Origin of the sequence: Devosia sp. Root685 (assembly GCF_001427875.1) — a bacterium.
Lineage (GTDB): Bacteria > Pseudomonadota > Alphaproteobacteria > Rhizobiales > Devosiaceae > Devosia.
Genome location: NZ_LMHK01000001.1, coordinates 1407787 through 1434582, shown reverse-complemented (window position 1 = coordinate 1434582; position 26796 = coordinate 1407787). Strand labels below are relative to the sequence as shown.

General features: G+C 62.1%; 24 protein-coding genes and 1 tRNA gene. 19 read left to right on the top strand and 6 right to left on the bottom strand.

Annotation, left to right across the window (positions count from 1 at the left end):
- The first annotated feature begins 7 nt into the window (after positions 1–7).
- The 7 genes from ASD83_RS06860 to ASD83_RS06830 are packed head-to-tail and all read left to right on the top strand — an operon-like array spanning position 8 to position 7595.
- On the top strand, positions 8–1510 hold the full coding sequence (locus ASD83_RS06860) for a tripartite tricarboxylate transporter permease (RefSeq protein WP_056309111.1): 1503 nt from the start codon (positions 8–10) through the stop codon (positions 1508–1510).
- A 5-nt stretch (positions 1511–1515) separates the two neighbouring features.
- On the top strand, positions 1516–2199 hold the full coding sequence (locus ASD83_RS06855) for a GntR family transcriptional regulator (RefSeq protein ID WP_056309109.1): 684 nt from the start codon (positions 1516–1518) through the stop codon (positions 2197–2199).
- A 52-nt stretch (positions 2200–2251) separates the two neighbouring features.
- Complete coding sequence (locus ASD83_RS06850) at positions 2252–3118, top strand: isocitrate lyase/PEP mutase family protein (protein ID WP_056309107.1); 867 nt, start codon at positions 2252–2254, stop codon at positions 3116–3118.
- Positions 3115–4110: a C-terminal binding protein gene (locus tag ASD83_RS06845; RefSeq protein WP_056309105.1), complete on the top strand. Its 996-nt coding sequence runs from the start codon at positions 3115–3117 to the stop codon at positions 4108–4110. Before ASD83_RS06850 ends, ASD83_RS06845 begins: the two co-directional genes overlap by 4 nt.
- Before the next feature lie 3 nt (positions 4111–4113).
- Entirely contained in the window at positions 4114–4938 is an 825-nt protein-coding gene (locus ASD83_RS06840) for an SDR family NAD(P)-dependent oxidoreductase (protein ID WP_056309103.1), read from the top strand.
- Positions 4939–4948: 10 nt separating this feature from the next.
- On the top strand, positions 4949–6847 hold the full coding sequence (locus tag ASD83_RS06835) for a bifunctional sugar phosphate isomerase/epimerase/4-hydroxyphenylpyruvate dioxygenase family protein (RefSeq protein ID WP_056309101.1): 1899 nt from the start codon (positions 4949–4951) through the stop codon (positions 6845–6847).
- A 4-nt stretch (positions 6848–6851) separates the two neighbouring features.
- On the top strand, positions 6852–7595 hold the full coding sequence (locus ASD83_RS06830; RefSeq protein WP_162249128.1) for an amidohydrolase family protein: 744 nt from the start codon (positions 6852–6854) through the stop codon (positions 7593–7595).
- 128 nt (positions 7596–7723) lie between these two features.
- On the opposite strand, the gene ASD83_RS06825 is transcribed toward ASD83_RS06830, so the two are convergent.
- Positions 7724–7797 (bottom strand) — tRNA-Gln (locus tag ASD83_RS06825).
- A 237-nt stretch (positions 7798–8034) separates the two neighbouring features.
- Here ASD83_RS06825 and ASD83_RS06820 point away from each other — a divergent pair.
- Complete coding sequence (locus ASD83_RS06820) at positions 8035–9207, top strand: Ppx/GppA phosphatase family protein (RefSeq protein ID WP_244489117.1); 1173 nt, start codon at positions 8035–8037, stop codon at positions 9205–9207.
- Positions 9197–9925 carry an RlmE family RNA methyltransferase gene (locus ASD83_RS06815; RefSeq protein WP_056309097.1) on the top strand — a complete coding sequence of 243 codons (729 nt, stop codon included), beginning with the start codon at positions 9197–9199 and terminating at the stop codon, positions 9923–9925. Before ASD83_RS06820 ends, ASD83_RS06815 begins: the two co-directional genes overlap by 11 nt.
- 112 nt (positions 9926–10037) lie before the next feature.
- Here the strand turns inward: ASD83_RS06815 and ASD83_RS06810 are convergent, their stop codons facing one another.
- Together ASD83_RS06810 and ASD83_RS06805 are read right to left on the bottom strand one after the other, a co-directional pair.
- The gene (locus ASD83_RS06810; RefSeq protein ID WP_056309952.1) at positions 10038–11423 is read right to left on the bottom strand and encodes an MDR family MFS transporter; all 1386 of its coding nucleotides are present in this window, start codon (positions 11421–11423) and stop codon (positions 10038–10040) included.
- A 31-nt stretch (positions 11424–11454) separates the two neighbouring features.
- A complete protein-coding gene (locus ASD83_RS06805) occupies positions 11455–12840 on the bottom strand; it encodes an MFS transporter (RefSeq protein WP_082560991.1) in 1386 nt (461 codons plus the stop codon).
- A gap of 356 nt (positions 12841–13196) precedes the next feature.
- On the opposite strand from ASD83_RS06805, the gene guaB reads away from it, so the two are divergent.
- The 5 genes from guaB to ASD83_RS06780 all read left to right on the top strand — a co-directional run bounded on the left by guaB (position 13197) and on the right by ASD83_RS06780 (position 17369).
- Positions 13197–14699 carry an IMP dehydrogenase gene (gene guaB / locus ASD83_RS06800; RefSeq protein ID WP_056309095.1) on the top strand — a complete coding sequence of 501 codons (1503 nt, stop codon included), beginning with the start codon at positions 13197–13199 and terminating at the stop codon, positions 14697–14699.
- A 70-nt stretch (positions 14700–14769) separates the two neighbouring features.
- On the top strand, positions 14770–14988 hold the full coding sequence (locus ASD83_RS06795) for a DUF2188 domain-containing protein (protein WP_056309094.1): 219 nt from the start codon (positions 14770–14772) through the stop codon (positions 14986–14988).
- Between the two features lie 21 nt (positions 14989–15009).
- Positions 15010–15444, top strand: coding sequence for an MAPEG family protein (locus ASD83_RS06790; protein ID WP_056309092.1), 435 nt, complete (start codon positions 15010–15012; stop codon positions 15442–15444).
- 3 nt (positions 15445–15447) lie between these two features.
- Positions 15448–16734, top strand: a complete 1287-nt coding sequence (locus ASD83_RS06785) for an RsmB/NOP family class I SAM-dependent RNA methyltransferase (RefSeq protein ID WP_056309090.1) — start codon at positions 15448–15450, stop codon at positions 16732–16734.
- Positions 16735–16886: 152 nt separating this feature from the next.
- Positions 16887–17369: a TspO/MBR family protein gene (locus tag ASD83_RS06780; protein ID WP_056309088.1), complete on the top strand. Its 483-nt coding sequence runs from the start codon at positions 16887–16889 to the stop codon at positions 17367–17369.
- Here ASD83_RS06780 and ASD83_RS06775 read toward each other — a convergent pair.
- Positions 17362–18585, bottom strand: a complete 1224-nt coding sequence (locus ASD83_RS06775; protein ID WP_056309087.1) for an acyltransferase family protein — start codon at positions 18583–18585, stop codon at positions 17362–17364. The genes ASD83_RS06780 and ASD83_RS06775 overlap by 8 nt on opposite strands.
- A 150-nt stretch (positions 18586–18735) precedes the next feature.
- On the opposite strand from ASD83_RS06775, the gene guaA reads away from it, so the two are divergent.
- Complete coding sequence (gene guaA, locus ASD83_RS06770; RefSeq protein ID WP_056309085.1) at positions 18736–20307, top strand: glutamine-hydrolyzing GMP synthase; 1572 nt, start codon at positions 18736–18738, stop codon at positions 20305–20307.
- Between the two features lie 59 nt (positions 20308–20366).
- On the opposite strand, the gene ASD83_RS06765 is transcribed toward guaA, so the two are convergent.
- Positions 20367–20861 carry a GNAT family N-acetyltransferase gene (locus ASD83_RS06765; RefSeq protein ID WP_056309083.1) on the bottom strand — a complete coding sequence of 165 codons (495 nt, stop codon included), beginning with the start codon at positions 20859–20861 and terminating at the stop codon, positions 20367–20369.
- A 278-nt stretch (positions 20862–21139) separates the two neighbouring features.
- Here ASD83_RS06765 and ASD83_RS06760 point away from each other — a divergent pair, with 278 nt between their 5' ends.
- On the top strand, positions 21140–21730 hold the full coding sequence (locus ASD83_RS06760) for a 2'-5' RNA ligase family protein (RefSeq protein WP_156385788.1): 591 nt from the start codon (positions 21140–21142) through the stop codon (positions 21728–21730).
- Here the strand turns inward: ASD83_RS06760 and ASD83_RS06755 are convergent, their stop codons facing one another.
- Positions 21731–22864, bottom strand: a complete 1134-nt coding sequence (locus ASD83_RS06755; protein WP_056309080.1) for an acyltransferase family protein — start codon at positions 22862–22864, stop codon at positions 21731–21733.
- 160 nt (positions 22865–23024) lie between these two features.
- On the opposite strand from ASD83_RS06755, the gene ASD83_RS06750 reads away from it, so the two are divergent.
- The 3 genes from ASD83_RS06750 to ASD83_RS06740 all read left to right on the top strand — a co-directional run bounded on the left by ASD83_RS06750 (position 23025) and on the right by ASD83_RS06740 (position 26735).
- Positions 23025–23777 carry a tetratricopeptide repeat protein gene (locus ASD83_RS06750; protein ID WP_056309078.1) on the top strand — a complete coding sequence of 251 codons (753 nt, stop codon included), beginning with the start codon at positions 23025–23027 and terminating at the stop codon, positions 23775–23777.
- Positions 23778–23801: 24 nt separating this feature from the next.
- A complete protein-coding gene (gene der, locus ASD83_RS06745) occupies positions 23802–25253 on the top strand; it encodes a ribosome biogenesis GTPase Der (RefSeq protein ID WP_056309075.1) in 1452 nt (483 codons plus the stop codon).
- A 189-nt stretch (positions 25254–25442) separates the two neighbouring features.
- Positions 25443–26735, top strand: a complete 1293-nt coding sequence (locus tag ASD83_RS06740; RefSeq protein WP_082561065.1) for a hemolysin family protein — start codon at positions 25443–25445, stop codon at positions 26733–26735.
- Positions 26736–26796: the final 61 nt, after the last annotated feature.

The window sequence follows — 26796 nt, the reverse complement described above, 5'->3', positions numbered from 1 at the left end:
GCGCGTCATGGATAATGTCATCGCTGCCCTGCCGCTGGTCTTTGATCCCTTTACGCTCATGGTCATCATGGCCTGCGCGCTATTCGGCCTCTTTATCGGCGCGGTCCCCGGCCTTTCGGCCACCATGGCGACCGCCATGCTGGTGCCGATCACGTTCTATATGGCCCCGGTGCCGGCCATTGGTGCCATCGTCACCATGTCGGCCATGGCCATCTTTGCCTCCGACATTCCCACCGCCCTGATCCGCATTCCCGGCACTGCCGCGTCGGCGGCCTATGTCGATGATCTCTATAAGCTCTCGCAACGCGGCAAGGCCGGGCTTGGGCTCGGGCTATGCGTGATCACCTCGGCCATCGGCGGCGTTTTCGGCACGCTGGTGCTGATGATTGCAGCGCCGCAATTGGCCGAAGTGTCGCTCAACTTCACCTCGTTCGAATATTTCTGGCTGGCGCTGCTGGGCTTGAGCGCGGCCGTCATGCTGGGCACCGGCTCCGTCGTCAAAAGCGTCATGTCGCTGTGCCTCGGCCTGCTGGTGGCGTCGGTTGGCCTCGATGGCAGTTCGGGCTTTCCGCGCTTCACCTATGGCCAGGAATCGCTGCTGAGTGGGGTTTCCTTCGTCCCGGCGCTGATCGGCTTCTTCGCCGTTCCCGAAATCATTCGCGCCATCGTTCATCGCGACAAGCAGGAAGAAGCCAAGTCGATCTCGCGGATTTCCGAGCTTTTCGATGGCCTGGGCAAGACACTGTGGAAATTCCGGCTGAACCTGGCTCGCGGCTCGGTCCTCGGCACGCTGATCGGCATCCTGCCCGGCGCGGGTTCCGATATTGCGGCATGGATCACCTATGCTGTGTCCAAGAAATTCTCCAAGAACCCGGAAAAATTCGGCACGGGCTATGAAGAAGGCCTTGTGGACTCCGGCGCGGCAAACAATTCGGCGCTCAGCGGCGCCTATGTGCCGGCCATGGTGTTCGGCATCCCCGGCGATTCCATCACCGCCATCGTCATTGGCGTGCTTTATGTCAAAGGCCTCAATCCCGGCCCGATGGTGTTCATCAACAATGCCGTCGAAGTGAATGCCATCTTCATGGTGTTCATGCTCGCCAACCTGCTGATGGTGCCGCTCGGGATCCTCGCCATCGTACTGGCCGCGCCGGTGCTCAAGATTTCCAAGACCGCACTGGCCCCGCTTATCCTCGGATTTGCCATTGTCGGCTCTTTCTCAATCGATATTTCGATCACCTCGATCATCATCATGATCGTCGTCGGGTGCTTCGCCTACCTGATGGAAGAGAACGACATACCCGTCGCGCCCGCGGTTCTGGGTCTGGTGATGGGGACGCTCGTCGAGCGCAATCTCATCACTTCCCTGATCAAGGGCGACAATAACCCGCTGGTCTTTTTCGAGCGGCCCATTGCGGGCGTGCTCGGCGTGATGACGCTGGCATTGTGGTTCGCTCCCCTCATCATCAAGATTTATCGCAAATCGCGGCGGTCGGAGGTCACATCGTGAAAGAGATGAAGCTCGAACAGCCTAAATCGCTGTCGCAGATGGTCGCCGTTCGCTTGCGCAAGGCGATCATCGATGGGGAAATCGGGCTCGGTCAGAATATTGCCGAGGAAAAGCTCGCTGAAAGCTTCGGCGTCAGCCGCACGCCGGTGCGGGACGCGCTGATCCAGCTCGAACAGCAGGGGCTGGTGGTCATTCAGTCCAAGCGCGGCAGCTACGTCTTTACCCCAACGGCGCAGGACGTCGTGCGCATCTGCGAATATCGCAAGATGATCGAGGTCAACGCCATGGCGTTTGCGGTCAAGCGCAACAAGGCGGCGCTGACGAAACGGCTGCGCGAAGTCACCGACGCCATGGGAACCGCCATGCGGCAATCCGATGCGGTGACTTATGGACAGCTCGATACCGACTTTCATCAGGCTTTCGTCGACTGGTCCGGCAATCCCTATGTGCAGGACGCCTATCAGCTGGTTTCGGGCCAGATCGCCGCGCTGCGGACGCACCTGACCCGACCCCTCGAACATCTGCGGGAACTCTCCTTTGGCGAACACCAGAGCTTCATAGAGCTGGTGGCCGCCGAGGATTTCGCGGGCTTTCAGCATCTTATGACGGCCCATGTCGACAGAACCGGCGAAATCTACGTGGCCGCCCTCTCCGAGGGTGAAGACGGCTCCGATCAGATTTCTGTCTGAGCCCGCGCCTCTACCGGGGCCGGATGGCCCCCCTTATTCTGGAAACGAATTTATGAACCAAGCTGCAAAACTCAAGGCCCGCCTGGCCCAGCCCGGAATTATCATGGCGCCCGGCGCTCCGGATTCGATCACCGCTCGGCTTGTCGAGCAGGCCGGCTTCGATGCCATCTACATGACCGGTTTCGGCGCGACGGCCAGCCGTCTCGGCATGCCCGACATCGGCCTGCTCACCCAGACGGAAATGACCGAGCACGCGCGCAACATGGTGCGTGCCACCTCGATCCCGGTGATTGCCGACGCCGATACAGGCTATGGCGGCCCTTCCAATATTCACCGCACGGTGCGCGAATATATTCAGGCCGGTGTGGCCGCCATTCACCTCGAAGATCAGGTTGCCCCAAAGCGCTGTGGCCAGATGGCCGGCATCAAACTGATGGATGCCGAGGAAAATGTGCTGCGCCTCAAGGCCGCGATTGAATCGCGCGGCGACGACGACCTGATCATCATCGGCCGTACCGATGCCATGCCCGCAGTGGGCGCCGAGGAAGCCATCCGCCGCGCCCACCTCTATCAGGATGCCGGTGTCGATCTGGTCTTCGTCGACGGTATCAAGAAAATCGCCGAAATCGAAGCCGTCGCCAAGGCTGTGCAGGGCCCCAAGGTCGTCTCCATCGTCGATGGCAACGAGACCACGGCTCTCACCGCCAAGGACCTCGAAGACATGGGGTTCACCGTGGTGTTCTACGCCGTGACGGCTCTGTTCACCGCCACGCGCGCCGTGGCCGACGCCTTGGCCAATCTCAAGCGTGCCGGTACCCCGGCCAATGCAAGCAGCCAGCACAGCTATGCCGAATTCACCGACATCGTGGGCCTCGGCTTCCACCAGTCGCTCGACGACCGCTACGGGGCGCAGAAATGACCTTCAAGATTGTCCTGACCGACTACGAATTTCCCGATCTGGCGCCCGAGCGCGAGGTTCTCGCCCGTGCCGGGTTCGAGCTGACCGCCTGCCAGGCCAAGAGCGAAGATGCGCTGATTGCCGCCTGCGCCGGCGCCGACGCGGTGATCAATCAATATGCCCAGCTGACGCCCAAGGTCATTGGCACGCTTGATCGTTGCCGCATCATTTCGCGCTACGGCATCGGGCTGAATACGATCGACGTCCCCACCGCGACCGACCTCGGCATCTATATCGGCAATGTTCCCGATGGGTCGCTGGAAGAGGTTTCCGACCACGCCATCGCCATGCTGCTCAGCCTCGTTCGCGGGCTGACCAAGTTCGACAAGGCCGTCAAGGGCGGCAAGTGGGACTATACCGTCGTCAAGCCGCTCTATCGCGTGCGGGGCCGGACGCTGGGACTGCTCAGCTTTGGCAATATTGCCCAAAAGGTTGCGCTCAAGATGGCCGGCTTTGGCGTGCGCATCATCGCGCACGATCCCTATGCCAATGCCGAACGTGCCCGCGCATTGGGCGTCGAACTGGTTGATCTCGAAACCCTCTGCCGGCAGTCGGATTACCTTTCGATCCACGTGCCTCTGGTGGCCGAGACCCACCACATCATGTCGGCCCCCCAGTTCGCCCTGATGAAACCGACCGCTATTGTGGTGAACGTGGCGCGCGGCCCGGTGATCGACGAGCCGGCACTGATCGCGGCGCTGCAGGAAGGCCGGCTTGCCGGCGCCGGGCTCGACGTTTTCGAGACCGAGCCGGTGGGCGCCCGTCATCCGCTGCTGGGCATGGACAATGTCGTGCTCTCCTCCCATGCCGCCTGGTACTCCGAGGATTCCGAATACGAAATCCGCACCAAGACTGCGCAGAATGTAGTCGATGTATTGCAGGGAAGGGAGCCGACCTACCTCGCCAATCCCGCCGTACGCGACATTGCGCGCGGCCCGGTCGCGGCGGAATAGAGGGTGGCAGACATCATGAATGTCGACCGCAGCCTCGCTGGCCAGGTTGCGCTCATAACGGATGCGGTGGGTGGCATCGGCCAAGCCACCGCTATCGAGATGGCATCCCACGGTGCCGATCTCGTCCTGGCTGATTTGGCCGACGCCTCGGCACTGGCCCGTGATTTGGAAAACCGCTTCGGTGTCAGGGTCCTTGGGGTCAAAATGGATGTCGCCGACGAGGCCAGTGTGGTCAAAGCGCGGGAGGCGGCTTTCTCCGCCTTCGACCGCGTCAGTATTGTGGTGAACAATGCCGGCATCATGCAACGCCAGAGCGCCGACCACCATATGCTGCCAGCCAGCGATCTGGTGCGCATGCTCACTGTCCATGTCAGCGGAGCGGCACAGGTTGCGGCGGCCTTCATTCCGCGCATGCGCGAGCACGGTTTTGGGCGGATCGTCAATCTGTCTTCTGTGATCGGTCATGTCGGACTTGCACGACGCACCGCCTATTCCACTGCAAAGGCGGCAATCGGGGGGCTGACACGCGGCCTGGCCCTCGAAAATGCGCGCAGTGGTATTACCGTCAACGCCATCGCTCCGGGCTATGTGCTGACCGACGTGTTGCGCGACAAGATTGCAGCCGGAACGCTTGATTACGCAATGTTCGCAGATGGGGCAGCTGTCGGTAGATGGGCGGAGCCAGGCGAGATCGCGCGCGTCATCCGCTTCCTGGCGGAGCCGGGCTCTGGCTTCATCACTGGCGTCAACTGGCTGGTCGATGGCGGATTTTCGATCAACGGCAATCCGGGCGAGGACGTCGGTCCCATCGTCCCCTTCAACGCCTAGGAAGCTCGTCATGAAGACCTCGATAGCCACGGTTTCCATCAGCGGCGACCTGCGCGAGAAGCTGAGCGCCATCGCGCGCGCGGGTTACTATGGCGTCGAAATCTTCGAGAACGATTTTCTGGTCTATGACGCCTCCCCGCGGGATGTCGGCCAGATGGTGCGCGATGCTGGCCTGGCGCTCACCCTCTTCCAGCCCTTTCGCGATTTCGAGGGCATGCCCGAACCCTACCGCAAGCGCGCCTTTGACCGCGCCGAACGTAAATTCGATGTCATGGGCGAGCTTGGCGCGGAGCTGATGCTGATCTGCTCGAGCACGTCCTCGGCGGCGCTCGGCGGCATCGACCGGATCGCCGCCGATTTCTTCGAATTGGGGGAGCGAGCCGCCAAACGCAACCTGCGCGTCGGCTACGAGGCCCTCGCCTGGGGGCGGCACATCAACGACCACCGGGACGCCTGGGAAGTGGTTCGCCGCGCCGACCAGCCCAATATCGGTCTTATCCTCGACAGTTTCCACACTCTGTCCCGCAAGATCGACGTCAATTCCATTCGCTCGATTCCTGCCGACAAGATTTTTATCGTGCAACTTGCCGATGCGCCCGCCTTTGACATGGATCTGCTCTATTGGAGCCGGCATTATCGCAACATGCCTGGCGAAGGCGACTTGCCGGTTCTGGACTTCATGCGCGCGGTCCGTGCCACCGGCTATGATGGCGTGCTGTCGCTCGAGATTTTCAACGACCAGTTTCGCGCTGCCAGCAATCGCGCCGTGGCGATCGACGGACAGCGCTCGCTGGTCAATCTGATGGATCAAGTGCGCCGGGCTGAGCCGCAAATCAGCATCGACATGCCGGCCATGCCCGCCCCGATCGCGGTGGAGCAGGTCGAATTCATCGAGTTCACCGCCGACCCGGCCTCGGCAAAGAGCCTTGTTGCGCTGCTGACGGCCATGGGGTTCCGCCATTCCGGACAGCACAAGACCAAGCAGGTCGCCCGATATTCGCAGGGCGCTGTCAATCTCGTCATCAACACCGACCTCAACGGGCTGGCCCACAGCACCTATCTCGCCCGTGGCCTATCGGCCTATGCCTTCGGTGTAAGGGTCGAGGATGCCGCTGAAGCGATGGAACGCGCCCGCGCCTTGGGGGCCTTGCCATTCAGCCAGCAAGCGGGCAGCGACGAGACGATTTTACCGGCAATTCGGGGCGTTGGCGGCGGACTGATCTACTTTTTCGACGACAAGGGCGATCTCGGCAAAGTCTGGGAACGCGAGTTCGATCCCGTCACCTCGACCGCTCCGAACAGTGCGGGGATTGAGGGGATCGATCATCTCGCCCAGTCGATGCCTTACGACGAAATGCTGACCTGGCTGCTGTTCTACAATTCGATTTTCGATGTCTCCAAGACCCCGCTCGTGGACATCATCGACCCATCCGGACTGGTGCGCAGCCAGGTGGTCGAGAACCGCTCGCGCAGCCTGCGCATTACCATGAACGGCGCAGAAAACCGCACCACCATGGCCGGACAATTCGTTGCCGAAACCTTTGGAGCGGGAACGCAGCACGTGGCCTTCGCGACGTCTGATATCTTCGCCACCGCGGCCCGTTTACTCGAAAACGGCTTTGCCGCGTTGCAGATTTCGCCCAACTACTACGATGATATCGAAGCGCGTTTTGGCCTCGATCCCGACTTTGTCGGCAGGTTGAAGCAATACCAGATCCTGTTCGATGAGGACGCCCATGGCCGGTACTTGCAGCTCTATAGCCCGCTCCTGAACGGGGCGTTTTTCTTCGAAATCGTGGAACGCCTCGGCTACGATGGCTATGGGGCGTCCAACGCCATCTTCCGCATCGCGGCGCAACGCCGGCTGGTCAATTCGTCCGCTATCCCCCGCGATGTCGCCGCGAGCTGACGAGATGGCGATCTGGGACGCCGGCATCCACATCTATCGCCAGGGCTGGCCGCTTGCGCCCACTGCATTGTCAAAGCCGGATGCGGCTTCGCTCGAGGACTATCGTCGCGCCAGCGAAGCGGTCGGGACCACCCATGTCGTGCTGTCGCAACCGACTGCCTACGGCTTCGACAACACCGTGCTGCTTGATGCGCTGCACACCTGCGGCGACCGGGCCCGGGGCATTGTTGTGGTTCCGCCCGACACGCCCCCCTCCAGCCTGCTGGCGCTCCATCAGCAGGGTGTTCGCGGCGTTCGCTTCATGATGTTCCCCGGCGGGGTACTATCGTGGCATGACGTTTCGAGCCTGGCTGCGAAGGCCGCGGACCTCAATTGGGTCTTGAAGTTCCAGATCACCGCCGGGCAGTTCGTCCGGCACGCTGACCTCTTGGCCTCGCTGCCGGCCCGGCTAGTGATCGATGTCTACCCCGCGACCCTCGACCGGAGCGATGAAACCGCCGCCAGGCTTATCGCGGCCATGGCTGCGGGCAGAACCTGGATCTCGCTGTCGGCGCCGGCAGATGACCAGGATCCGAAATTTGACGAAATGGCGCGACGGCTCATTCTAGCCAACGCGGCCCGCTGCATCTGGGCGAGCAACTGGCCGGGTTCGACGGGGGTTCAACATGGCTTGGCATGGCTGAATAAGGTCGCGGGCCCTGATATTGCAGACCGCATCGTGCAGAATGCCAGCGATCTGCTTGGCTGAACACTCTGGCGTCACCCGGTCCCCGGCAAGGCTGCCCGGGCGCAAGTTCTTCCGCCGTCTCAACGCAAATACGCCCCGGCCTTCCGCGAAGGCAAACGATTTATTGCGATATCAGACTTAGGAGGGATTGGCTGGGGAACCTGGACTCGAACCAAGATCGACGGAGTCAGAGTCCGCTGTTCTACCATTGAACTATTCCCCAGCAGAGCCTGCTGGCTTGGCCGTCCCACAAAGCAGGGCCTCGTTGGCGGCGCGGGTTCTCATTAGACAAAGCAGAAGCGGATTGCAAGCGGGGATGGAGCAAGTTTGCCCAGCCAATGTGTGCATTGCGCTCAAGGTCCCATTGAAGTACCGTCTTTTCAACAATGCAACACCAAAGCTGCGCTTCGGGCGCGGCCGGAAATACCGGCCAGCGACCGCGCAGCGTCAGGAGAATCAGGTGACCGATCCGAATCGGTCCGCTGCCTTGTCGGTCGCCCGGACCGGCACGGCGCTCCGCACGCCTTCCGCTCAGGATCGGAAAGCAAGGGGTACGGCTGCGCCAGCTGTGGCGGAGTCGCGGACAAGCCATGCGCCCCGGCGCGCACGCGGCCCGCTCTATGCGGCGCTCGACCTCGGCACCAATAATTGCCGCCTTCTTATTGCGCGTCCGCACGAGCACGGTTTTCGCGTGCTCGACGGATTTACGCGTATCGTCCGTCTGGGCGAGGGGGTCTCGGTGACCGGGCGCCTCGGCGATGCGGCCATGGAACGCACCATGGAAGCGCTAAAGCAGTGCCGCAACAAGCTGCGTGAACACCAGCCAACGCGCATGCGTCTCATCGCCACCGAAGCCTGTCGCGCCGCCGAGAACGGCCCGGCATTTCTTGGCCGGGTGAAGGAAGAGCTCGGGATCGAGCTTGAAATCGTCGACCGCCGCACCGAGGCCGAACTGGCCGTGACCGGTTGCGCCGATCTCATCGATGAGACGGCGCAGGGCGCACTGATGTTCGATATCGGCGGTGGGTCCTCTGAACTTGCCTGGCTCGATTTCCGCGGCGGCCGGCCGCGCTCGCAGGGGCGCATGTCGGCCTCGATTCGCTCCTGGCAGTCGCTGCCGGTCGGCGTCGTCTCCATTGCCGAGCGCTTTGGCGGGGTCAACGTAACGCCCGACGTGTTCGAAGCCATGGTCGGTTTCGTCTCCGAACACTTGAAACAGTTCCGCGGCCGCGAAAAGCTCCGCCAGATGATCGCGACCCATCCTGTGCATCTGATCGGCACTTCGGGCACGGTGACGACGCTGGCCGGGCTCCATCTCGGCCTTGAACGCTATGAGCGTCAGAAGGTCGATGGGCTTTGGCTCAAGAGCCAGGAAGTCGACGACATCATGCGCGTCCTCCTCAACATGCCCTTTGATCGTCGCGTCACGCATCCCTGCATCGGGCGGGATCGCGCTGACCTCGTGCTGCCCGGCTGCGCCATTTTTGAAGCCATCCGGCGCGAATGGCCGACCGAGCGGGTGCGTGTGGCTGATCGCGGCCTGCGCGAAGGCATCCTGATTTCGCTCATGGATGCAGATAAGGTTCACAAGCGGCCGAGCCGCCCCAAGCGGAGAAACGCAAATGGTGGATAAGGCGCTCGGCACCGGTGGCCGCAAGTCCGACAAGGACCTCAAAATCCGGCTCAAGACGGCCAAGGGCCGGACGACCTCGTCTACCAAATGGCTGCAGCGGCAGCTCAATGACCCCTATGTGGCCCGTGCCCGCGCGGAAGGCTATCGCTCGCGCGCCGCCTTCAAGATCAAGGAAATCGACGAAAAGCAAAAGCTCTTCAAAAAGGGCATGCGCGTCGTCGATCTCGGCGCGGCACCGGGCGGCTGGTCGCAGGTTGCGGCCAAGGCCGTCGGCTCTACGGCCGAGCATCCGCTGATCGTGGGCATCGACTACCTCGAAATGGACCCCATTCCCGGCGTTATCCTTTTGCAAAAGGATTTCACCGAGGAGGACGCGCCAGCCCAGTTGATCGCCGCCATGGGTGGCTACAAGGCCGATGTGGTGATGAGCGACATGGCCTGGCCGACCACCGGCCATCGCCCGACCGACCACCTGCGCATCGTGCACCTGATCGAGATCGCTGCCGATTTCGCCATCCAGGTGCTCAATCCCGGCGGCTCTTTCGTCGCAAAGGTGTTCCAGGGCGGCACGGAACACGAGCTGCTGCACATGCTCAAGCGCCACTTCAAGACCACGATGCACGTAAAACCTCCCGCGAGCCGCAGCCAGTCCGCCGAGGCCTACCTGGTGGCCAAGGGTTTTAAGGCTCAGGCCGATGTCGAGGCGGACGAGGAATAGCGTCGTTCCCCGTTCTTCCAATAAAACACGATGTCATCCCCGCGAAAGCGGGGATCTCCGTTTAGGGAAATAGAGGTTCCGCTTTCGCGGCAATGACACCGTGGATAGCCCCTCAATGCGCGCGCGGCTTGCCCAGCAATTGGTGCCCGGCATTCTTCGGCAGGGTCATGAACAGCACCGTCGCCACGAGCCCCACCGCTGCCACCACATAAAAGGCAATGTGGAAGTCGATCAGCGCCAGTTCGTCCCCGCCGCGCAGGCGATGCACCAGTTCCAGCGTGCCGCCGCCCAGCGCCACGCCCATGGCGAACATCAGCTGGCCCCAGACCTGGCTGATCACATTGGCCTGGCCCGCGTCCTTGTCCTCGATATCGGCAAAGGTGAAGGCGTTGGAACCGGTCCAGAAGGTCGATTGCCAGAAGCCGGTGAACGTCAGGATGGCGAGGATCAGCGGGATCGGCGTCTCGGGCGTATAGAGCCCCATGGCGACGATCCCAGCGGCAGAAATGGCCGTCGACCAGACCAGCGGATACTTGAACCCCCAATGGGCGAACATCCAGTTGGCCACGAACTTTGCCGCCAGCGCACCGATGGCGCCGACAAAGGTCACCATGCCGCTTTCAAAGGGCGAGAGTCCGAAGGTCAGCTGCAGCATGAGCGGAAAGAGGAAGGGTGTCGCACCCTGGCCAAGGCGGAAGAAGGTGCCGGCAACGATGGCGATACGGAAATTGCGCACGGCGAGCAGTCGCAGATCGAGCAGCGGAAATTCGGTCCGCAGCGCATGGCGGGTGTAGAAGGCGCCGAGCACCATGCCCGCGATCGCGGCGATGACGCCATAGACCGGGGGTAGGGCGGGCAGGCTCACCACGGAGCACCCGAAGGCGAATAGCGCGAAGGCAAGCCCGGCCATGACGAAGCCCGGTCCATCAATATTGCGCGGCTTGTTGCGGTGTTCATTGGGCAGGGCGAAGCCGACGAGGATAATGCCCAGAACGCCGATGGGCACATTGATGATGAAAATCCAGTGCCAGGAAAAATAGGTGGTGAGGAAACCGCCGAATGGCGGGCCGACAATGGGCCCGATCAGCGCCGGAATGGTCAGCCAGGCCATCGCATCCACCAACTGATGGCGGGGCGTTGCCCGCACCAGCACGAGGCGAGCGACTGGTCCCATCATGGCGCCGCCCATGCCCTGAAGGAAGCGGGCACCGACGAACTGAGCCAGCGAGCCCGAAAGGGCGCAGCAGATCGAGCCGATCATGAAGACCAGCATGGCGACGCGGAACACGCGGCGCGCGCCGAACCGGTCAGCCATCCAGCTTGAGATTGGAATGAAGATGGCGAGCGCCACAAGATAGGCGGTCAGCGCCAATTTCAGCGAAATCGGGTCCGTGCCGATATCGGCGGCAATGGCGGCAAGCGAGGTGGCGATCACCGTCGAGTCCATGTTTTCCATGAACAGGGCCGTGGCCAGAATGAGGGGTGTGGATCTAGACACTTGGCTTTTCGGTCCGGTTTTGGCCGGTCCGCTACTCCTTGTAGGCGCGATGACCTGAAACGTCGGCGCCGGCATTCTTGGGGAGGGCGAGATAAACAAGGCTCGCCACGGCACTGAGACCACCTACCGCAAAGAAGGCGATCTGAAAATTGAGCAGCGACAGGTGGCCGCCGGTATAGTGGCTGGTGATTTCGATAATGGCGCCGGCAACCGCGACGCCGAACGCCACCGAAAGCTGCTGGCACACCGCGACGATGGCAGTCGCCTGGCTCGCTTCTTCGTCGGAGATGTCGGCATAGCCAAGCGCATTGGTGCCGGTGAAGAACACCGAGCGCAAGACGCCGCCTGCGAGCAGCACGGCCATCATCACCGGGGTTGATGTTTCAGCCGTGAACAGGCCCTGCGCCGCCATAAGAAGGCCGCCGAAAATCGAGGCGAAGGCGAGGACGCGTGGAAAACCGAAGCGCGCAAAAACCCGCTCGGCCACGAATTTGCTCATGATGGCGCCGATGGCCGAAACAAAGGTGATGGCGCCGGACTGGAACGGATTGAGCCCAAAACCCAGCTGCAGCATCAGCGGCAGCAAAAACGGCATGGCTCCGACCCCGATGCGAAACATCGAGCCACCGGTAATCGACGAACGGAACAGCTTGTGCCGGAACAGTTTTGGGTCCAGCAGCGGATATGGGGTGCGCCGCGCATGAAGGAAATAGAGGATGCCGGCCGTGACCCCCACAGCAATGGTTAGATACCCATAGATGATCGGCAGGGCGGGCAGGCTGATCACAGAAAGCCCGAAAACCGTGCCCGAAAAGGCCACGGAGGCGATGAAAAAGCCGATGAGATCGACCGGCCGCGGCGTCCGCTCGTCAGGCACTTTGAGGTAAATGCCCGAGAGAATGATGCCGATGATGCCGATCGGAATATTGATCCAGAAGATCCAGTGCCAGCTGAGATAGGTGGTGAGAAACCCGCCGATCAGCGGCCCCGTAACCGGCGCCACCAGCGCCGGCACCGTCAGCCAGGCCATGGCCGAAACCAGCTCGTTGCGCGGCGTCGAGCGCACCAGCAAGAGGCGCCCCACGGGCGTCATCATCGACGAACCAATGCCCTGGAAAAAGCGCGATAGCACGAAACTTTCGAGCGAGAACGCGAATGAACAGGCGAGCGAGCCGAGCATGAAAACGAAGATCGCGAGCCTGAAAATGTTCTTGGCGCCGAACCGGTCGGCCATCCATCCGCTCAAGGGAATGAAAATGGCGAGCGCCACGAAATAGGCCGTCAGTGCCAGCTTCAACGCAATCGGATCGCTACCGATATCGGTGGCGATCGCGGGTAGGGATGTGGCGATGACGGTCGAGTCCATCTGTTCCATGAACAGGGCGACCGCAAGAATGAGCGGGGTAACGCGGATCACAAGTCTAGAACCGGGAATCGTGCAAGGAGGAATGCAGCCCGGGCACTATGAGCCCAAGATTTAGGCTTGGCCAATGATTATTGGGCAAAAATGGCCGGAATTTCCCGCCGCCCAACGGGTTTGGCCAACCCTTGAATGGTCGCCTCGGCAGAAGTCTGACCGCCAAACCTTTTCCTGATATCACCGGCTTGGCCGCTGAGCTAGATAGCCCCGCGCATTGCTGCCCCCGGTATCGCCCCTATGCAAGCAGGGGCGCCGATGCTATTGACCCTCGCCAACCTGAACCCGCGAGTTCTCTCCGCCGGTTCACATTCCAATTTATCTGACACTGTTCAGAAGGCAGGAAGGGTCTGGCCTTGGCGAAGATTATCACCACCATTACCGGCGACGCGGCTCTGACGTTCGACGACGTGCTGCTCCAGCCCGCGCGTTCCGATATCCTGCCCACCGAAACCGACATTTCGACCTATGTCACCAAGGACATAGCGCTCAACCTGCCGATCATTTCCTCGGCCATGGATACGGTCACCGAAGCCAATATGGCCATCGCCATGGCCCAGGCCGGCGGCCTCGGCGTCATCCACAAGAACCTCACCGCCACCGAACAGGCCGAACAGGTCCGCATGGTGAAGAGCTTTGAAAGCGGCATGGTGGTCAATCCCATCACCATCGGCCCCGACGCCACTCTCGCCGATGCGCTTGGCCTCATGCAGAAGAGCCGCATTTCCGGCATTCCCGTCGTCCAGAACGGCGGCTCCGGCGGTCGCGCCATCGGCAAGCTCGTCGGCATTCTCACCAATCGCGACGTGCGCTTTGCCAGCAATCCCGCTCAGCCGATTTCCGAGCTGATGACGCATCAAAACCTCATCACCGTCGGTGAAGGCGTCTCCAAGGAAGAAGCCAAGGTCTTGCTGCATCGTCACCGCATCGAAAAGCTGCTGGTGGTGGACGCAGACTATCGCTGCATTGGCCTCATCACCGTCAAGGACATCGAAAAGGCGCAGCTCCACCCCAACGCCGTCAAGGACGCACAGGGGCGCCTCCGCGTCGCTGCCGCCTCGACCGTCGGCGATGCTGGCTTTGAGCGCTCTTTGGCGCTGATCGACGCCGGCGTCGATCTTCTCGTCATCGATACCGCCCATGGCCACTCCGTGCGCGTTGCCGAGGCCGTCGAGCGCGTCAAGCGCGAGAGCAATTCCACCCGCATCGTCGCTGGCAATGTCGCGACGGCCGAAGCCACCAAGGCCCTGATCGATGCCGGCGCCGACGCGGTCAAGGTCGGCATTGGCCCCGGCTCGATCTGCACCACGCGCATCGTCGCTGGCGTTGGCGTGCCGCAGCTTGCCGCCGTCATGTCCTGCGCCGAAGAAGGCCACAAGCAGGGCGTGCCTGTCATCGCCGATGGGGGCATCAAGTTCTCGGGCGATATGGCGAAAGCCCTCGCAGGGGGTGCCTCATGCGTCATGGTCGGCTCGCTCCTGGCCGGTACCGATGAAAGCCCCGGCGAAGTCTACCTCTACCAGGGCCGCTCCTATAAATCGTATCGCGGCATGGGCTCGGTCGGTGCCATGGGTGCCGGCTCGGCCGACCGCTACTTCCAGCAGGATGTGCGCGACCAGATGAAACTGGTCCCCGAAGGCATCGAAGGCCAGGTGCCCTATAAGGGTGCAGCGGGCGCAGTGCTCCACCAGCTCGCCGGCGGTCTCCGTGCCTCCATGGGCTATACCGGCGCGCACACGCTGAAGGATTTCCGCGAGAACGCCACTTTCGTGAAAATCTCCGGCGCGGCGCTCAATGAAAGCCACGTCCATGACGTGACCATCACCCGCGAAGCCCCGAACTATCGCAGCGGCCGCTAACCCATCGCGACGGCGCGGGCCTATGCAACGCGCCGTCACTCTCCTTCGTTGTCAGAAAACGGAGGAGCCCATGAGCGAAAGTCATTTCATCGTCTATCTGCGCGACGGCTGCTGGCAGCACACCAATCGCGGCAGCGTTTCAGCCCCATTCAAGACCCGCGAGGCCGCCATCGAGTCGGCCATTGACGACGCGCGCGGGGCCGGGGACCCTGAGGCCGAAGTCATCGTGCAGGATCCCGAAACAACGGCGGAGACGGTCTGGCGATCCAGCGAGGACGCGAACCGATGACGCTGCCCGCCGGAGACTGAATTGCCCTTCACTGAAAAACTCTTCCTCCTCGCCATTGCAGCGCAGGTTCTGTTGACCATTGGGCTGCTTTTCTGGCTTGGCCGCGAACGTGTGCCGCGCGTCATGAGCGGCGAGATCAAAGCCGCTGATATCGCCGTGGAACGCACCGCCTATCCCCTCAAGGCGCGGCTGCTTTCCAATAGCTTTGATAATCAGTTCCAGTTGCCGGTGCTGTTCTTCGTCGGCGCGCTTGTCGCGCTCCATCTCGGCACCATCGGCTGGCTCGAAACACTCCTTGCCTGGGCCTTCGTCGTGTTGCGCCTTTTCCACGCGGCCATCCACGTCACCACCAATCGTCTCCATCAGCGCTTTGCGCTTTATTGCTCCGGGCTTGCCGTGCTGGTCATCTTCTGGCTATGGCTCACCCTTCGCATTTTTCTCGCCCCGAGTATCTGATCCATGCGCCTGCCCGGCCGTATCGCCGCCGCCATTGAAGTCCTGTCCGATGTCGAAAACCGCAAGCGGCCGGTTTCCGAGGCGCTGAAGGCCTGGGGGCTCAACAATCGCTTTGCCGGGGCGGGCGATCGCGCCGCCATCGGCAATCTCGTCTACGACGCGGTGCGCCGCCGCTCGTCCTATGCCTTTGCCATGGGCGCCGACACGCCGCGCGCCCTCGTTCTCGCCGCCGTGCTGCGCGACTGGAACGAGGCGCCCGAAGCGCTCAACGCCGCCTTCGCCGCAGATAGCCACGCCCCCGAAGCGCTGAGCGCCGAAGAAATTGCGGGCGCAACCGCCAGCCTCGACGCCGCCGACGAGGCCACCCAATCAGACGCACCGGAATGGCTGCTGCCCTCGCTCAAGCGCGCCTTTGGCGACGATCTCGCAGCCGAAGGGCAAGCCATGGCCGGCCGCCCCTCGCTCGATCTGCGCGTCAATGCCCTTAAGGCAACGCCGGAGAAAGTGGCCAAATCGCTGGCCCGCTTCTCGCCCGAGCCGACGGCCTACGCCCTCATGGGCTTTTCCATGCCCGCCGGCCCGCGCGATGCCCGCACGCCCAATGTCACGACCGACGAGGGTTATCTCAAAGGCTGGTTCGAGGTGCAGGATCAGGGCAGCCAGATGGTATCTGCCCTTGCCGGCGCCCAGCCGGGCGAACAGGTGCTCGATCTTTGCGCCGGGGCAGGGGGCAAGACGCTGGCGCTCGCCTCGACCATGGGCAACAAGGGCCAGATTTTTGCCTATGACAGCGACCGCAATCGCCTTGCGCCGATCTATGATCGCCTGAAGCGCAATGGCGTCCGCAACGCCCAGGTTCGTGCGCCCCATCCCGGCGCCCTCGACGATCTCGTGAGCAAAATGGACCGCGTCGTCATCGACGCGCCCTGCACCGGCACCGGCACTTGGCGGCGCCGCCCCGACACCAAGTGGAAGCTTACGCCCGAACTTCTGGCCCAGCGCCAGGCCGACCAGGCTGCCATCCTCGAAGAAGCGGTGCGCTACGTCAAACCCGGCGGTGTGCTGGTCTACATCACCTGCTCCATCCTTCCGGAAGAAAACGACGACCAGATCGCCGCGCTCCTCTCCGCGCATCCCGAACTCTCGAGCGTCGATATCGCAAAAGCCTGGCGCAGCACGCTGGTCACCGATCTGCCGGCGGGCCTCGCCACGTCAGGCGGTGGCATCCTCCTGACGCCGCACCGTACGGGCACGGACGGTTTCTACTGCCACCTGATCCGCAAGGCGTAGCTCCCCATCCCGGCGTCATTCCCGCGAAAGCGGGAATCCCTACTCAGCGCCACAAGATTCCCGCTTTCGCGGGAATGACGCCGCGACTGAGTGAACCACTGCGCTTCGCCCTTCGTTCAAGGAACAGTTGTCCAAGAACAAAGGGCTCACCCATGTCCGCCACCACCACCGACTATCAAACACCGCGCTCCTGGATCGTCCTCGCGACCTTCCTTATCGTCGTCATCGGCGTTGGTGCCCTGATCGGCACCCAATCCGCTCCCGGCACCTGGTACGAGACGCTGAACAAGCCACCCTTCAACCCGCCCAACCGGATCTTTGGACCCGTCTGGTTCAGCCTCTACGTGCTGATCGCCATCGCCGGCTGGCGCAGTTTTATGCAGAGCCCCACCAGCACCTCGTCTAAACTCTGGTACGGCCAGATGGCGCTCAACTGGGCCTGGTCGCCGGTCTGGTTCATCGGCCAGATGATCTGGCCTGCCTTCGCCATCATCGTTGTGATGTGGCTCGCCATCGTCGGCTTCATTCTCGTCAATTGGAACCGCGATCGCCTCGCCGCTTTGCTGTTCCTGCCTTACCTCGCCTGGGTCAGTTTCGCGACGCTGCTCAATCTTTCGATCGGCATTCTCAACTGATCGCTTTGGCGCCGGCAGGTTCGCCCTCTTTCCTGCCGGTCCGCTCGAATTTTCGCGCCCAGCGGACCATCGGCTGCTCCAGCAGATAAAAACTCAGCGTCGCGACGACCGTCGTGATCACCAAGACCATCCCGCTTGTCTGTAACCATGTCGCCCAGCCATCGGCGCCTGAGGTGCGAAACGAGCCGCGTGCAAGCTTCTCGATTAGCCACATGATCACGAAGTGCCAGACATAAATGCCGAACGAGATGCGCGCGATGAACCGCGCCAGGGCGTTGTCGAGCAGCCGCCCGAGATAGAGCGAAGAGGGCAGGGTGGCGAGCGCAATGCCGACTGCCAGCGGCATGACCGGAAAGGCATAGGGAATGCCGAGCCAGCCAAAGCCTTCCGTCAACCCGCCGATATTGAGCGCCATGATGAGCGCCGTCGCCAGCACGGCTAGGCCACCAATGACGTCCATGCCAATCCCGCGCCGGTTCTGGATCAGCACCTGCACCCCGGCAGCCAGCGATCCCACGGCGAAAATCGCGAAAAACCCGATGGGATTAAACCGCGGCATCCATGCCTTGGCGCCACCCACGAGCCCATGGTTCCAGCCGCGCTCCACCTCGTCGATCGGCGCCCATTGCACCACCATGACATGCACGAGGAGCGCGACGGCGATCACACCCAGCCAGGCCAGCCGCGCCGGCCATTGCCGCGCCCTGAGCGCAAATACCGCCGCCATGCCCAGCGGCATAAGCAGATAGGCCGTCACCTCAAATCCGATAGACCACAGCGGCCCATTATTATCGACCGGAAACAGCGTCACCCAATGCCAGTCGCTCACCAGAAGTAGCCCGGCGACAAAACGAATGATCCGCTCGCCATCGAGCAATTTTCCGCCCAGCCACAGGTCGAGCACTAGGCTCACCACCAGCGCCAGCCAAAACCCCGGCACGATCCGCGCCAGCCGCCGCAGTGCATAGGTCCTCAGCGACGGCATGGGTTTGCCCGCATCGAGCGCCAGCCAGAACGGCCGTGCCAGCAGAAAGCCGCTCAGCACAAAAAATACCGTCACGCCAAAGCTGCCATAGACCAGAAACCGCAGTACCGGCTCCGCAGCGTCGGGCACCGCATTCATGTCCATGCGAAAGGCAAGGTGATGCAGCAGCACGCCAAGGCAGGCGGTCGCGCGCAAAAAGTCCGCACAGAGCAATCGGTTGTCATTGGTCATCGACTACGTCCCAAAACCGGTCTCTCCGCCCTAACGCCTCATCGCGCTGGTCGATCCCGCGGAGCGTCGTTGTGTCGTTTGCTGCAGCGTCAGTCCAGCCTTGCAGCACCAGCGCTTGCGGAATCTTTTAGCTGGCGCTAAAGCCTCGCCATGACGCACCCAGACACCGCCCCCGCCCAAGACACCATCCTGATTGTCGACTTCGGCTCGCAGGTCACGCAGCTCATTGCACGACGCATTCGCGAAACCGGTGTCTATTGCGAAATCCATCCCTTCAACAAGGCGGAAGAGGCCTTTGCGGCCCTACAGCCTAAAGGCGTAGTCTTCTCGGGTGGCCCCGCCTCTGTCACCGACGAGGGCAGCCCGCGCGCTCCACAGTCAATCATCGATTCCGGCCTGCCGATCCTTGCCATCTGTTACGGTCAGCAGACCTTCTGCCTGCAACTTGGCGGCAAGGTCGAAGGTGGTCATCACCGCGAGTTCGGCCGCGCCGATGTCGAAGTGCTTGAGCCGAGCGCCCTTTATGATGGCGTCTGGGAAGTTGGTGGCAAATATCCGGTCTGGATGAGTCATGGCGACCGCGTGACGGAATTACCCGAGGGCTTCAAGGTGATGGCAACATCACCCAATGCGCCCTTTGCCATTGCCGGCGACGAATCCAAAAAACGCTATACGACCATGTTCCACCCCGAAGTGGTGCACACGCCCGATGGTGGCAAGCTCCTGGCCAATTTCGTGCACAAGGTCGTCGGCTTGCAGTCGAACTGGAGCATGTCCGCCTATCGCCAGAAGATGATCGAAAAGATCCGCGCCCAGGTCGGCACGGGCAAGGTTATCTGCGGCCTCTCCGGCGGCGTCGACTCCTCCGTCGCGGCCGTCTTGATCCATGAAGCCATCGGTGACCAGCTCACCTGCATTTATGTCGATCACGGCCTGATGCGCCTCAACGAGACCGAACAGGTCCTCACCATGTTCCGCGACCAGTACAATATCCCACTGGTCCACGTGGACGCGGCAAAGCTGTTCCTCGGTGAACTCGAAGGTCAGTCCGACCCCGAAACCAAGCGCAAGATCATCGGCCGCCTCTTCATCGAAGTGTTCGAGGAAGAAGCCAAGAAACTCGGCGGCGCGCAGTTCCTCGCCCAGGGTACGCTCTATCCCGACGTCATCGAAAGCGTGTCCTTCACCGGCGGCCCCTCGGTCACCATCAAGAGCCACCACAATGTCGGCGGTCTCCCCGAGCGCATGAACATGCAGCTCGTCGAGCCGCTGCGCGAACTGTTCAAGGACGAAGTCCGCGTCCTCGGCCGCGAACTCGGTATCCCCGACAGCTTCATCGGTCGCCACCCCTTCCCGGGCCCGGGCCTTGCCATCCGCTGCCCCGGCGGCATCACGCCCGAAAAGCTCGACATCCTCCGTCAGGCCGACGCCATCTATCTCGATGAAATCCGCAAGTCGGGCCAATACGACAAGATCTGGCAGGCTTTCGCCGTTCTTCTCCCGGTCCAGACCGTCGGCGTCATGGGCGATGGCCGCACCTACGAATTCGTCTGCGCCCTCCGCGCCGTGACCTCGGTCGATGGCATGACCGCCGATTTCTACCAGTTCGACATGAACTTCCTTGGGCGTACCGCTACCCGCATCATCAACGAAGTCCGCGGCATCAACCGCGTGGTTTATGATGTGACCAGCAAACCCCCGGGCACGATCGAGTGGGAATGACCTCCTGCGGCGCCTAGAGACGATGAAAGGCGGTCCGGATTGGACCGCCTTCGCTTTATCTAGGCCCCGAATGCAGCGTGAAAGGTGACGTCGCCTTTGGCAAGCGGGCCCGCGAAGATCAGGCGCTGAAAATAGGGCGATGGCGCGCCGCCATAGGTCAGGTCAGGATCGCTCTCGAAACCGAACCGGCCGTAATAATCGGGATCGCCCAGGACAACGCAACCCGTGGCCCCCAGTGACCGGAGTTGGTCGAGCCCGGCCGCGATGAGCAACTTGCCGATTCCTCGGCTCTGCCTGTCCGGACGGACGGAGACCGGTCCAAGGCCATACCAGTCGCCCTTTGCGCCGGGAAAGCTCACGGGCGAGAATGCCGCATGGCCGACGATGTCGTCCTGATCGACGGCAACGAGGGACAGGGTCAGCGCCTGAGCTGCCCTGAGATTTTCAATGATGCGCGCCTCGGTCCCGCTGCTATAGGGCGCGGTCTTGAATGCTGCGGTGGTGGTCGTGCTGATGGCGGCGACGTCGGCCGCTCGCTCTGCTCTGATTTTCAATGTAGTGAACCTCTATGAAAGCCCAAATGCGCAAACCAGCGCCGCATCGCGGATCACGCAATACGGACAGGCTGCGATCACGCGTCTCAAGCAAGACGCCTAGAGGATCCCCACAATCATGGCCGGAAAATTAGGTGAGCCGCAGGCTGTTGGCAATCCCGACCCAAAGCCTTCCCTAACTGTTCCTTCGCTCACAAATTCACCACGCGTCTCGGCCGCGATTGACTCCCGATCCGCTCCTGTGGTTGAGTGAACAAAACATGAACATGGTGGCAGTCATGGAAGAACCCGATCTGTTCGGCGCGACGCCGAGCCCCGTCGAGCACCGAACCTATTTTGCGCTTTACCCGCCGCCGGACATTGCGGTCCGGATCGAACGTTATGCTCGGGACCTGGCGCGCGGCCAGTTCGCGCGGCGCATCGTTGCCGCCGCCCGGCTGCACATTTCGCTCAATGGCCTGCAGCGGGGCCAACAATTGGCGCCGGAAGAGACCGAGGAGGCGCTGATGATTGGGGAAGCCGTCCGTCGCCCGCCCTTCGATCTGGTTTTCGATCGGGTCCAGACCTGGGACGGCGGACGCGAGCAGGCGCGGCGCGGCCCCGCGCCGACCGTGCTGTGCTGTTCCGACCTGCCCCGCGAGGCTCTGGCGCTCTATGAAGACCTGCGGCGCCGAATGCAGGAGGCCGGCATGCGTACGGGCCGCAGCGCCTTCAATCCGCATATTACGCTCTTTTATGCGCCGGGGCGGTTGCCGACGCGGACTTTGCCGCGCCCGCTTCGCCTGCATATCGACCGGTTCTGTCTGGTGCATACCGCGACGGGCACGATGCGGCCTGATTATCTGGCCTCCTGGCCGCTCAAGCTGTGATTAGGGAATGGGCTTTGGCAGGACCGGCGCCACTAGGCGATGCAGCCAGCCGAGCAGGGCCATGGCGGCGGCTTCCACCGGCTTGCGGAAGCGCCATTCGAAGAGATTGGCGAAGACCAGGGCCATGATGAAGGTGGAGGCGATGGTCACCCATAGCGCCACCTGCGCCGGCATATAGAGGTCGAGCAGGGTCAGCAGACTGATCCCGACATTCTCGTGGATCAGGTACCAGGAAAAGCTCAGAAGCCCGATCTGGGCGATGCCGAACGATAGTCCCGGCACCGACGGCATGGGCTTGCCGCGCACGAAGCGCAGGAACAGCGCCACCAGCACCAGATAGGCCAGCGCACAGACTGTTGCGGTCAGCCAGCCGTCATGCAGTTCGAACGAATAGGCTTCAATCCACACTACAAGGGTCGAAACAACGACATTGGCGCCCAATAGCCTGCCCGTGCCCGGCGTACCCGCCTCGAACTGCCGCCCCAGAATGCCGACGGCAAAAAAGCTGAGATAGGGCGCGATGGCGAGAAATTTCAGCAGCGATTGCGGTGTCACCGGCCCGCTGCCGAAATCGGAAAACAGCGTTGAGACCGCCCAGATCGGCGCCATCACCAGCGCCAGCCCAGCGAAAACCTGCGTAAACCGCACCCGGTCATGAAAAATGCCCGCCAGCAGCGCCACGAGCAGATAAAATTTCACCTCGACCGCAATCGACCAGAACGAGCCATCGACCCATTCCCCGATCTCGCCGATGAAAAACAGGTTCATCACCACATCGAGCAGGTTCGGCGGGATCACATGGAACTTTGCTTCCGGAACCGACGGAATATAGGCGACGAGCCCGAAGACGAAGAGAATGAGAACGGCCGCGACGAAAGCGGGATAAATCCGCGATATGCGCCGCGCCAGAAACACGCCCACCGTCGCCGAGCGCTCCAGCGTCATGAAAATGCAGTAGCCCGAGATGATGAAGAAGAAATAGACCCCGACCCAGCCAAAAAACACCGGCCATGGCGCGCCCTCGGTGATGTTGAGCGCATAGGCGGGCAGGCGGGCGGTAAAATGAAACAGCACGACGAGCAGGATGGCGATCCCGCGAAACATATCGATGCTCTGGTCGCGCCTGGCACTCATTTGAAGGCCTCTGCCACGGCTGCAATCTAGCCCATCCGCGGCACATACAGACATTAATGCCATGACAGCGGTTAATAACCTCGGTTTTGCGCCGTGCAATTTGCATTCCGGGGGCAGCGTGATAAACGTGCCCCGGATTTGCTTGAGACCAGAGACCGCCATGGCCGAGGACAATATTTTCCGTGAAGTTGACGAGGAGCTCCGCTCCGATCGCATGCGGGCGCTTTGGCGCCGTATTGCGCCCTTCGTCATCGGCGCGGCCGTAGCCATTGTTGCCGTCGTCGCGGTCAACGAAGGCTGGGCCTGGTACACCAACAGCCAGTCAGCCCGCTCGTCCGAGGAGCTCTACACAGCCCTCGCCAGCGCCAATAAGGACGACCTTGCCGCCGCCCAGGCCGAGCTCGATACGCTCGCCGCCAATGGTTCGGGCGGCTATCCGGTCCTCGCCGAATTCGCCAAGGCTTCGCTGCTTGCCAAGTCCGGCGACACGGCCGGTGCTGTTGCTGCCTATGATGCGCTCGCCAATGACCAGTCTAATGTGCGCCTGCGCGAACTGGCTCTGCTGCAGGCCGCCACCATTCTCGTCGATACCGGCACCCTCGCCGATGTCGAAGCTCGCATCGGCACCATTGCAATGGATGACAATCCAATGCGCCGCGTTGCCCGCGAATTGATCGGCCTGGCTCAGTTCAAGGCCGGCGATGCAACCGCCGCCAAGGCGAGCTTTGAAGCTGTGCTCAACGATCCCCTGGCCCAGGATGGCATTCGCAATCGCGTGGCCTATTACATCGCCCAGATGACCTCGGCCGGCCTGATTGCCGAAGACACCACCTCCGACGCCGAAGTCGCCGCCGATGCCATCGAGACCATCGTCGATGGTGACGAGGCGACGCCTGCGCCCGCAGCGCAGTAAAATAGAACCAGCTCGGGAGCGACCATGACGGTCACAGTAGCCATTGTCGGTCGCCCCAATGTCGGCAAGTCGACCCTTTTCAACCGTCTCGTCGGCCGCAAGATCGCGCTCGTCGATGACACGCCCGGCGTCACGCGCGACCGCCGCGAGGCCGAGGGCCATATTGCCGATCTGACCTTCCGCGTGCTCGACACGGCCGGTTACGAGGATGTCACCGACGGCAGCCTCGAAGACCGCATGCGCCAGCAGACCGAGCTGGCGATCCGCGAAGCCGACGTGATCCTCTTCATGATCGATGCCCGCGCCGGCGTTGTGCCGCTCGACCAGCGCTTTGCCCAGGTCCTGCGCAAGGCGGGCAAGGACGTCCACCTCGTCGGCAACAAAGCCGAAAGCAAGGCCGCCGAACACGGCCTCGTCGAAGCCTTCAAGCTCGGCTTTGGTGAACCAATAGCCCTTTCGGCCGAACACGGCCTCGGCCTTTCCGAACTCTATTCCATCGTTTCTGCCGCCATCGATGTGGCCGAAGCAAAGCAGGCAGCCCAGGCCGCCTCCGAGGCGGAAGCATCAGGCGATCTCGACGAATTGCCCGAGGTCGATGTCGATATCACCCCCGACATGCTCGAAGGCGAGGGCGACGAGGCGACGCTGCGCTGGAATCCGCGCCGTTATCTCAACGTCGCCATTATCGGTCGCCCCAATGCGGGCAAGTCGACCCTTGTCAATCGCATGGTCGGCGAAGACCGCGTGCTCGTCGGCCCCGAAGCCGGCATCACCCGCGATTCCATTCTCGTTCCCTGGGAATGGGAAGGCCGCGTGATCAATCTCGTCGACACGGCCGGCATCCGCCGCCGCTCGCGCGTCCACGAAAAGCTCGAAAAGCTGGCCGTCGGCGATAGCCTGCGCTCCATCCAATATGCCGAAGTCGTCGTGCTGCTGCTCGATGCGACCATTCCCTTCGAAAAACAGGATCTGGCTCTTGCCGATCTCGTCGAGCGCGAAGGCCGCGCCATGGTCATCGCCCTCAACAAATGGGACCTGATCGAAGACAAGAACGCCAAGCTTGCCGAGCTGCGCGCAGAATGCGAGCGGCTCCTGCCGCAGGTGCGCGGCATTCCGCTGGTCACCCTGTCGGGCCTCACCGGCCGCAATATCGACAAGCTGATGCAGGCGATCTTCCAGGTCGAGCGCGTCTGGAATTCCCACATTTCGACCGCCAAGCTCAATCGCTGGCTCGCCGCCATGACCGAGAGCCATCCCGCTCCCGCCGTCTCCGGCCGCCGCCTCAAGATGCGCTATATGACCCAGGCCAAGACGAGGCCGCCGAGCTTCATCGTCTTCGCCTCGCGCCCCGAAGTCGTGCCCATGTCCTATCAGCGCTACCTGATCAACGGGCTGCGCGAGAGTTTTGACATGCCCGCAACGCCCATTCGCCTGTGGCTGCGCGGCGGGAAAAACCCCTACGCCGATAAGAAATAGGCCAAAAGCCATGTTTCCGGCCCCGTTGCCGGAAACATGGCGACTTTTCCGCTTGTGACAAAGGGCTGGGGATAAATTTCGTCCCCACCAATTCAGTCTATTGGCCTATTCACATGCGGGCGCCTTGCCCTATAGTAGCCGCGTCGTAGCACCCCGCCATTGGTCGCGGCGTGTCAACTTTGCACTTTGTTGCTTCAAGAAATCCTCATCGTCGTCGTTCTGATTCTCGTGAACGGCGCCTTGGCAATGTCCGAACTGGCCGTTGTTTCGTCTCGCTCCGCTCGCCTCAAGGTCATGGCCGACCAAGGAAACAAAGGCGCAGCCACGGCCATAAAACTGGCCGATGATCCCGGCAAGTTTCTCTCCTCCGTACAGATCGGTATCACCCTCGTTGGTATCCTTTCGGGCGCCTTTTCCGGCGCTACGCTCGGCTCGCGCCTCAGCGTCTGGCTTGCCGAGATCGGCGTGCCAGCCAATATCGCCGATGTCGGCGGCGTGGGCCTTGTTGTGGTCGTCATCACCTACGGCTCGCTCATTCTGGGCGAATTGGTGCCCAAGCAGATCGCCCTGCGCAATCCCGAAATGGTGGCCTCCTATGTGGCCCAGCCCATGGCCATCATTGCTCTTGTCGGCTCGCCCATCGTCTGGCTGCTCGACGTGTCGGGCAAGCTGGTGCTTCGTCTTCTCGGCCAGAGCGGCCAGAGCGAAGAGCAGGTGACCGAAGAAGAGGTTCGCACCATCATCGCCGAGGCAACCTCGGCCGGTGTGTTCGAAACCGAAGAACACTCGATGATCTCGGGCGTCATGCGCCTTGCCGACCGTTCGGCGCGTGGCCTCATGACTCCCCGTCTCGATGTCGTTTCCATCGATGTCGAAGACAGTTTTGAGGACAATCTCAAGATCATCCTCGGCACTTCGCACTCCCAGGTGCTGGTGCAGGAAGGCAATGCCGATTCTATTCTCGGCGTTCTGATTCTGGCCGATCTTCTACCCGCTCTTGCGACCGGACAGCAGCCGGACCTGCGCAAACTGGTCAAGCCGCTTCCGGTCGTCATGGAACATGCCGACGCTCTCGACGTGGTGGAAGCGATCCGCCAGTCGAGCCTCAAGATGGTGCTGGTGGTCGATGAATACGGCCACTTCGAAGGCATCGTCACCTTTGGCGACGTGCTTGAAGTCATCACCGGCGTCTACAACGAAGAGCCGGGCGACGATCCGGCCATCGTGCAGCGCCAGGACGGCTCGTGGCTCGTCGCCGGCTGGATGCCGGTCGATGATTTCTCCGAGCGCTTCAAGATTTCAGTGCCCAAGGACGCCCGCTACGAGACCGTCGCCGGCTACATCCTCTCGGTGCTGAACCGCCTCCCGGCGACCGGCGAAAGCTTTGAGCGTGATGGCTGGCATTTCGAGGTCGTCGACCTCGATGGCCGCCGCATCGACAAGGTGCTGGTCTCGCCCCTCCAGCCCAGCGAAGGCGCATAACCAATCAAAAAGGCCCCGGATCGCTCCGGGGCCTTTTTCTTGGCTGGGACATCGGACCGGC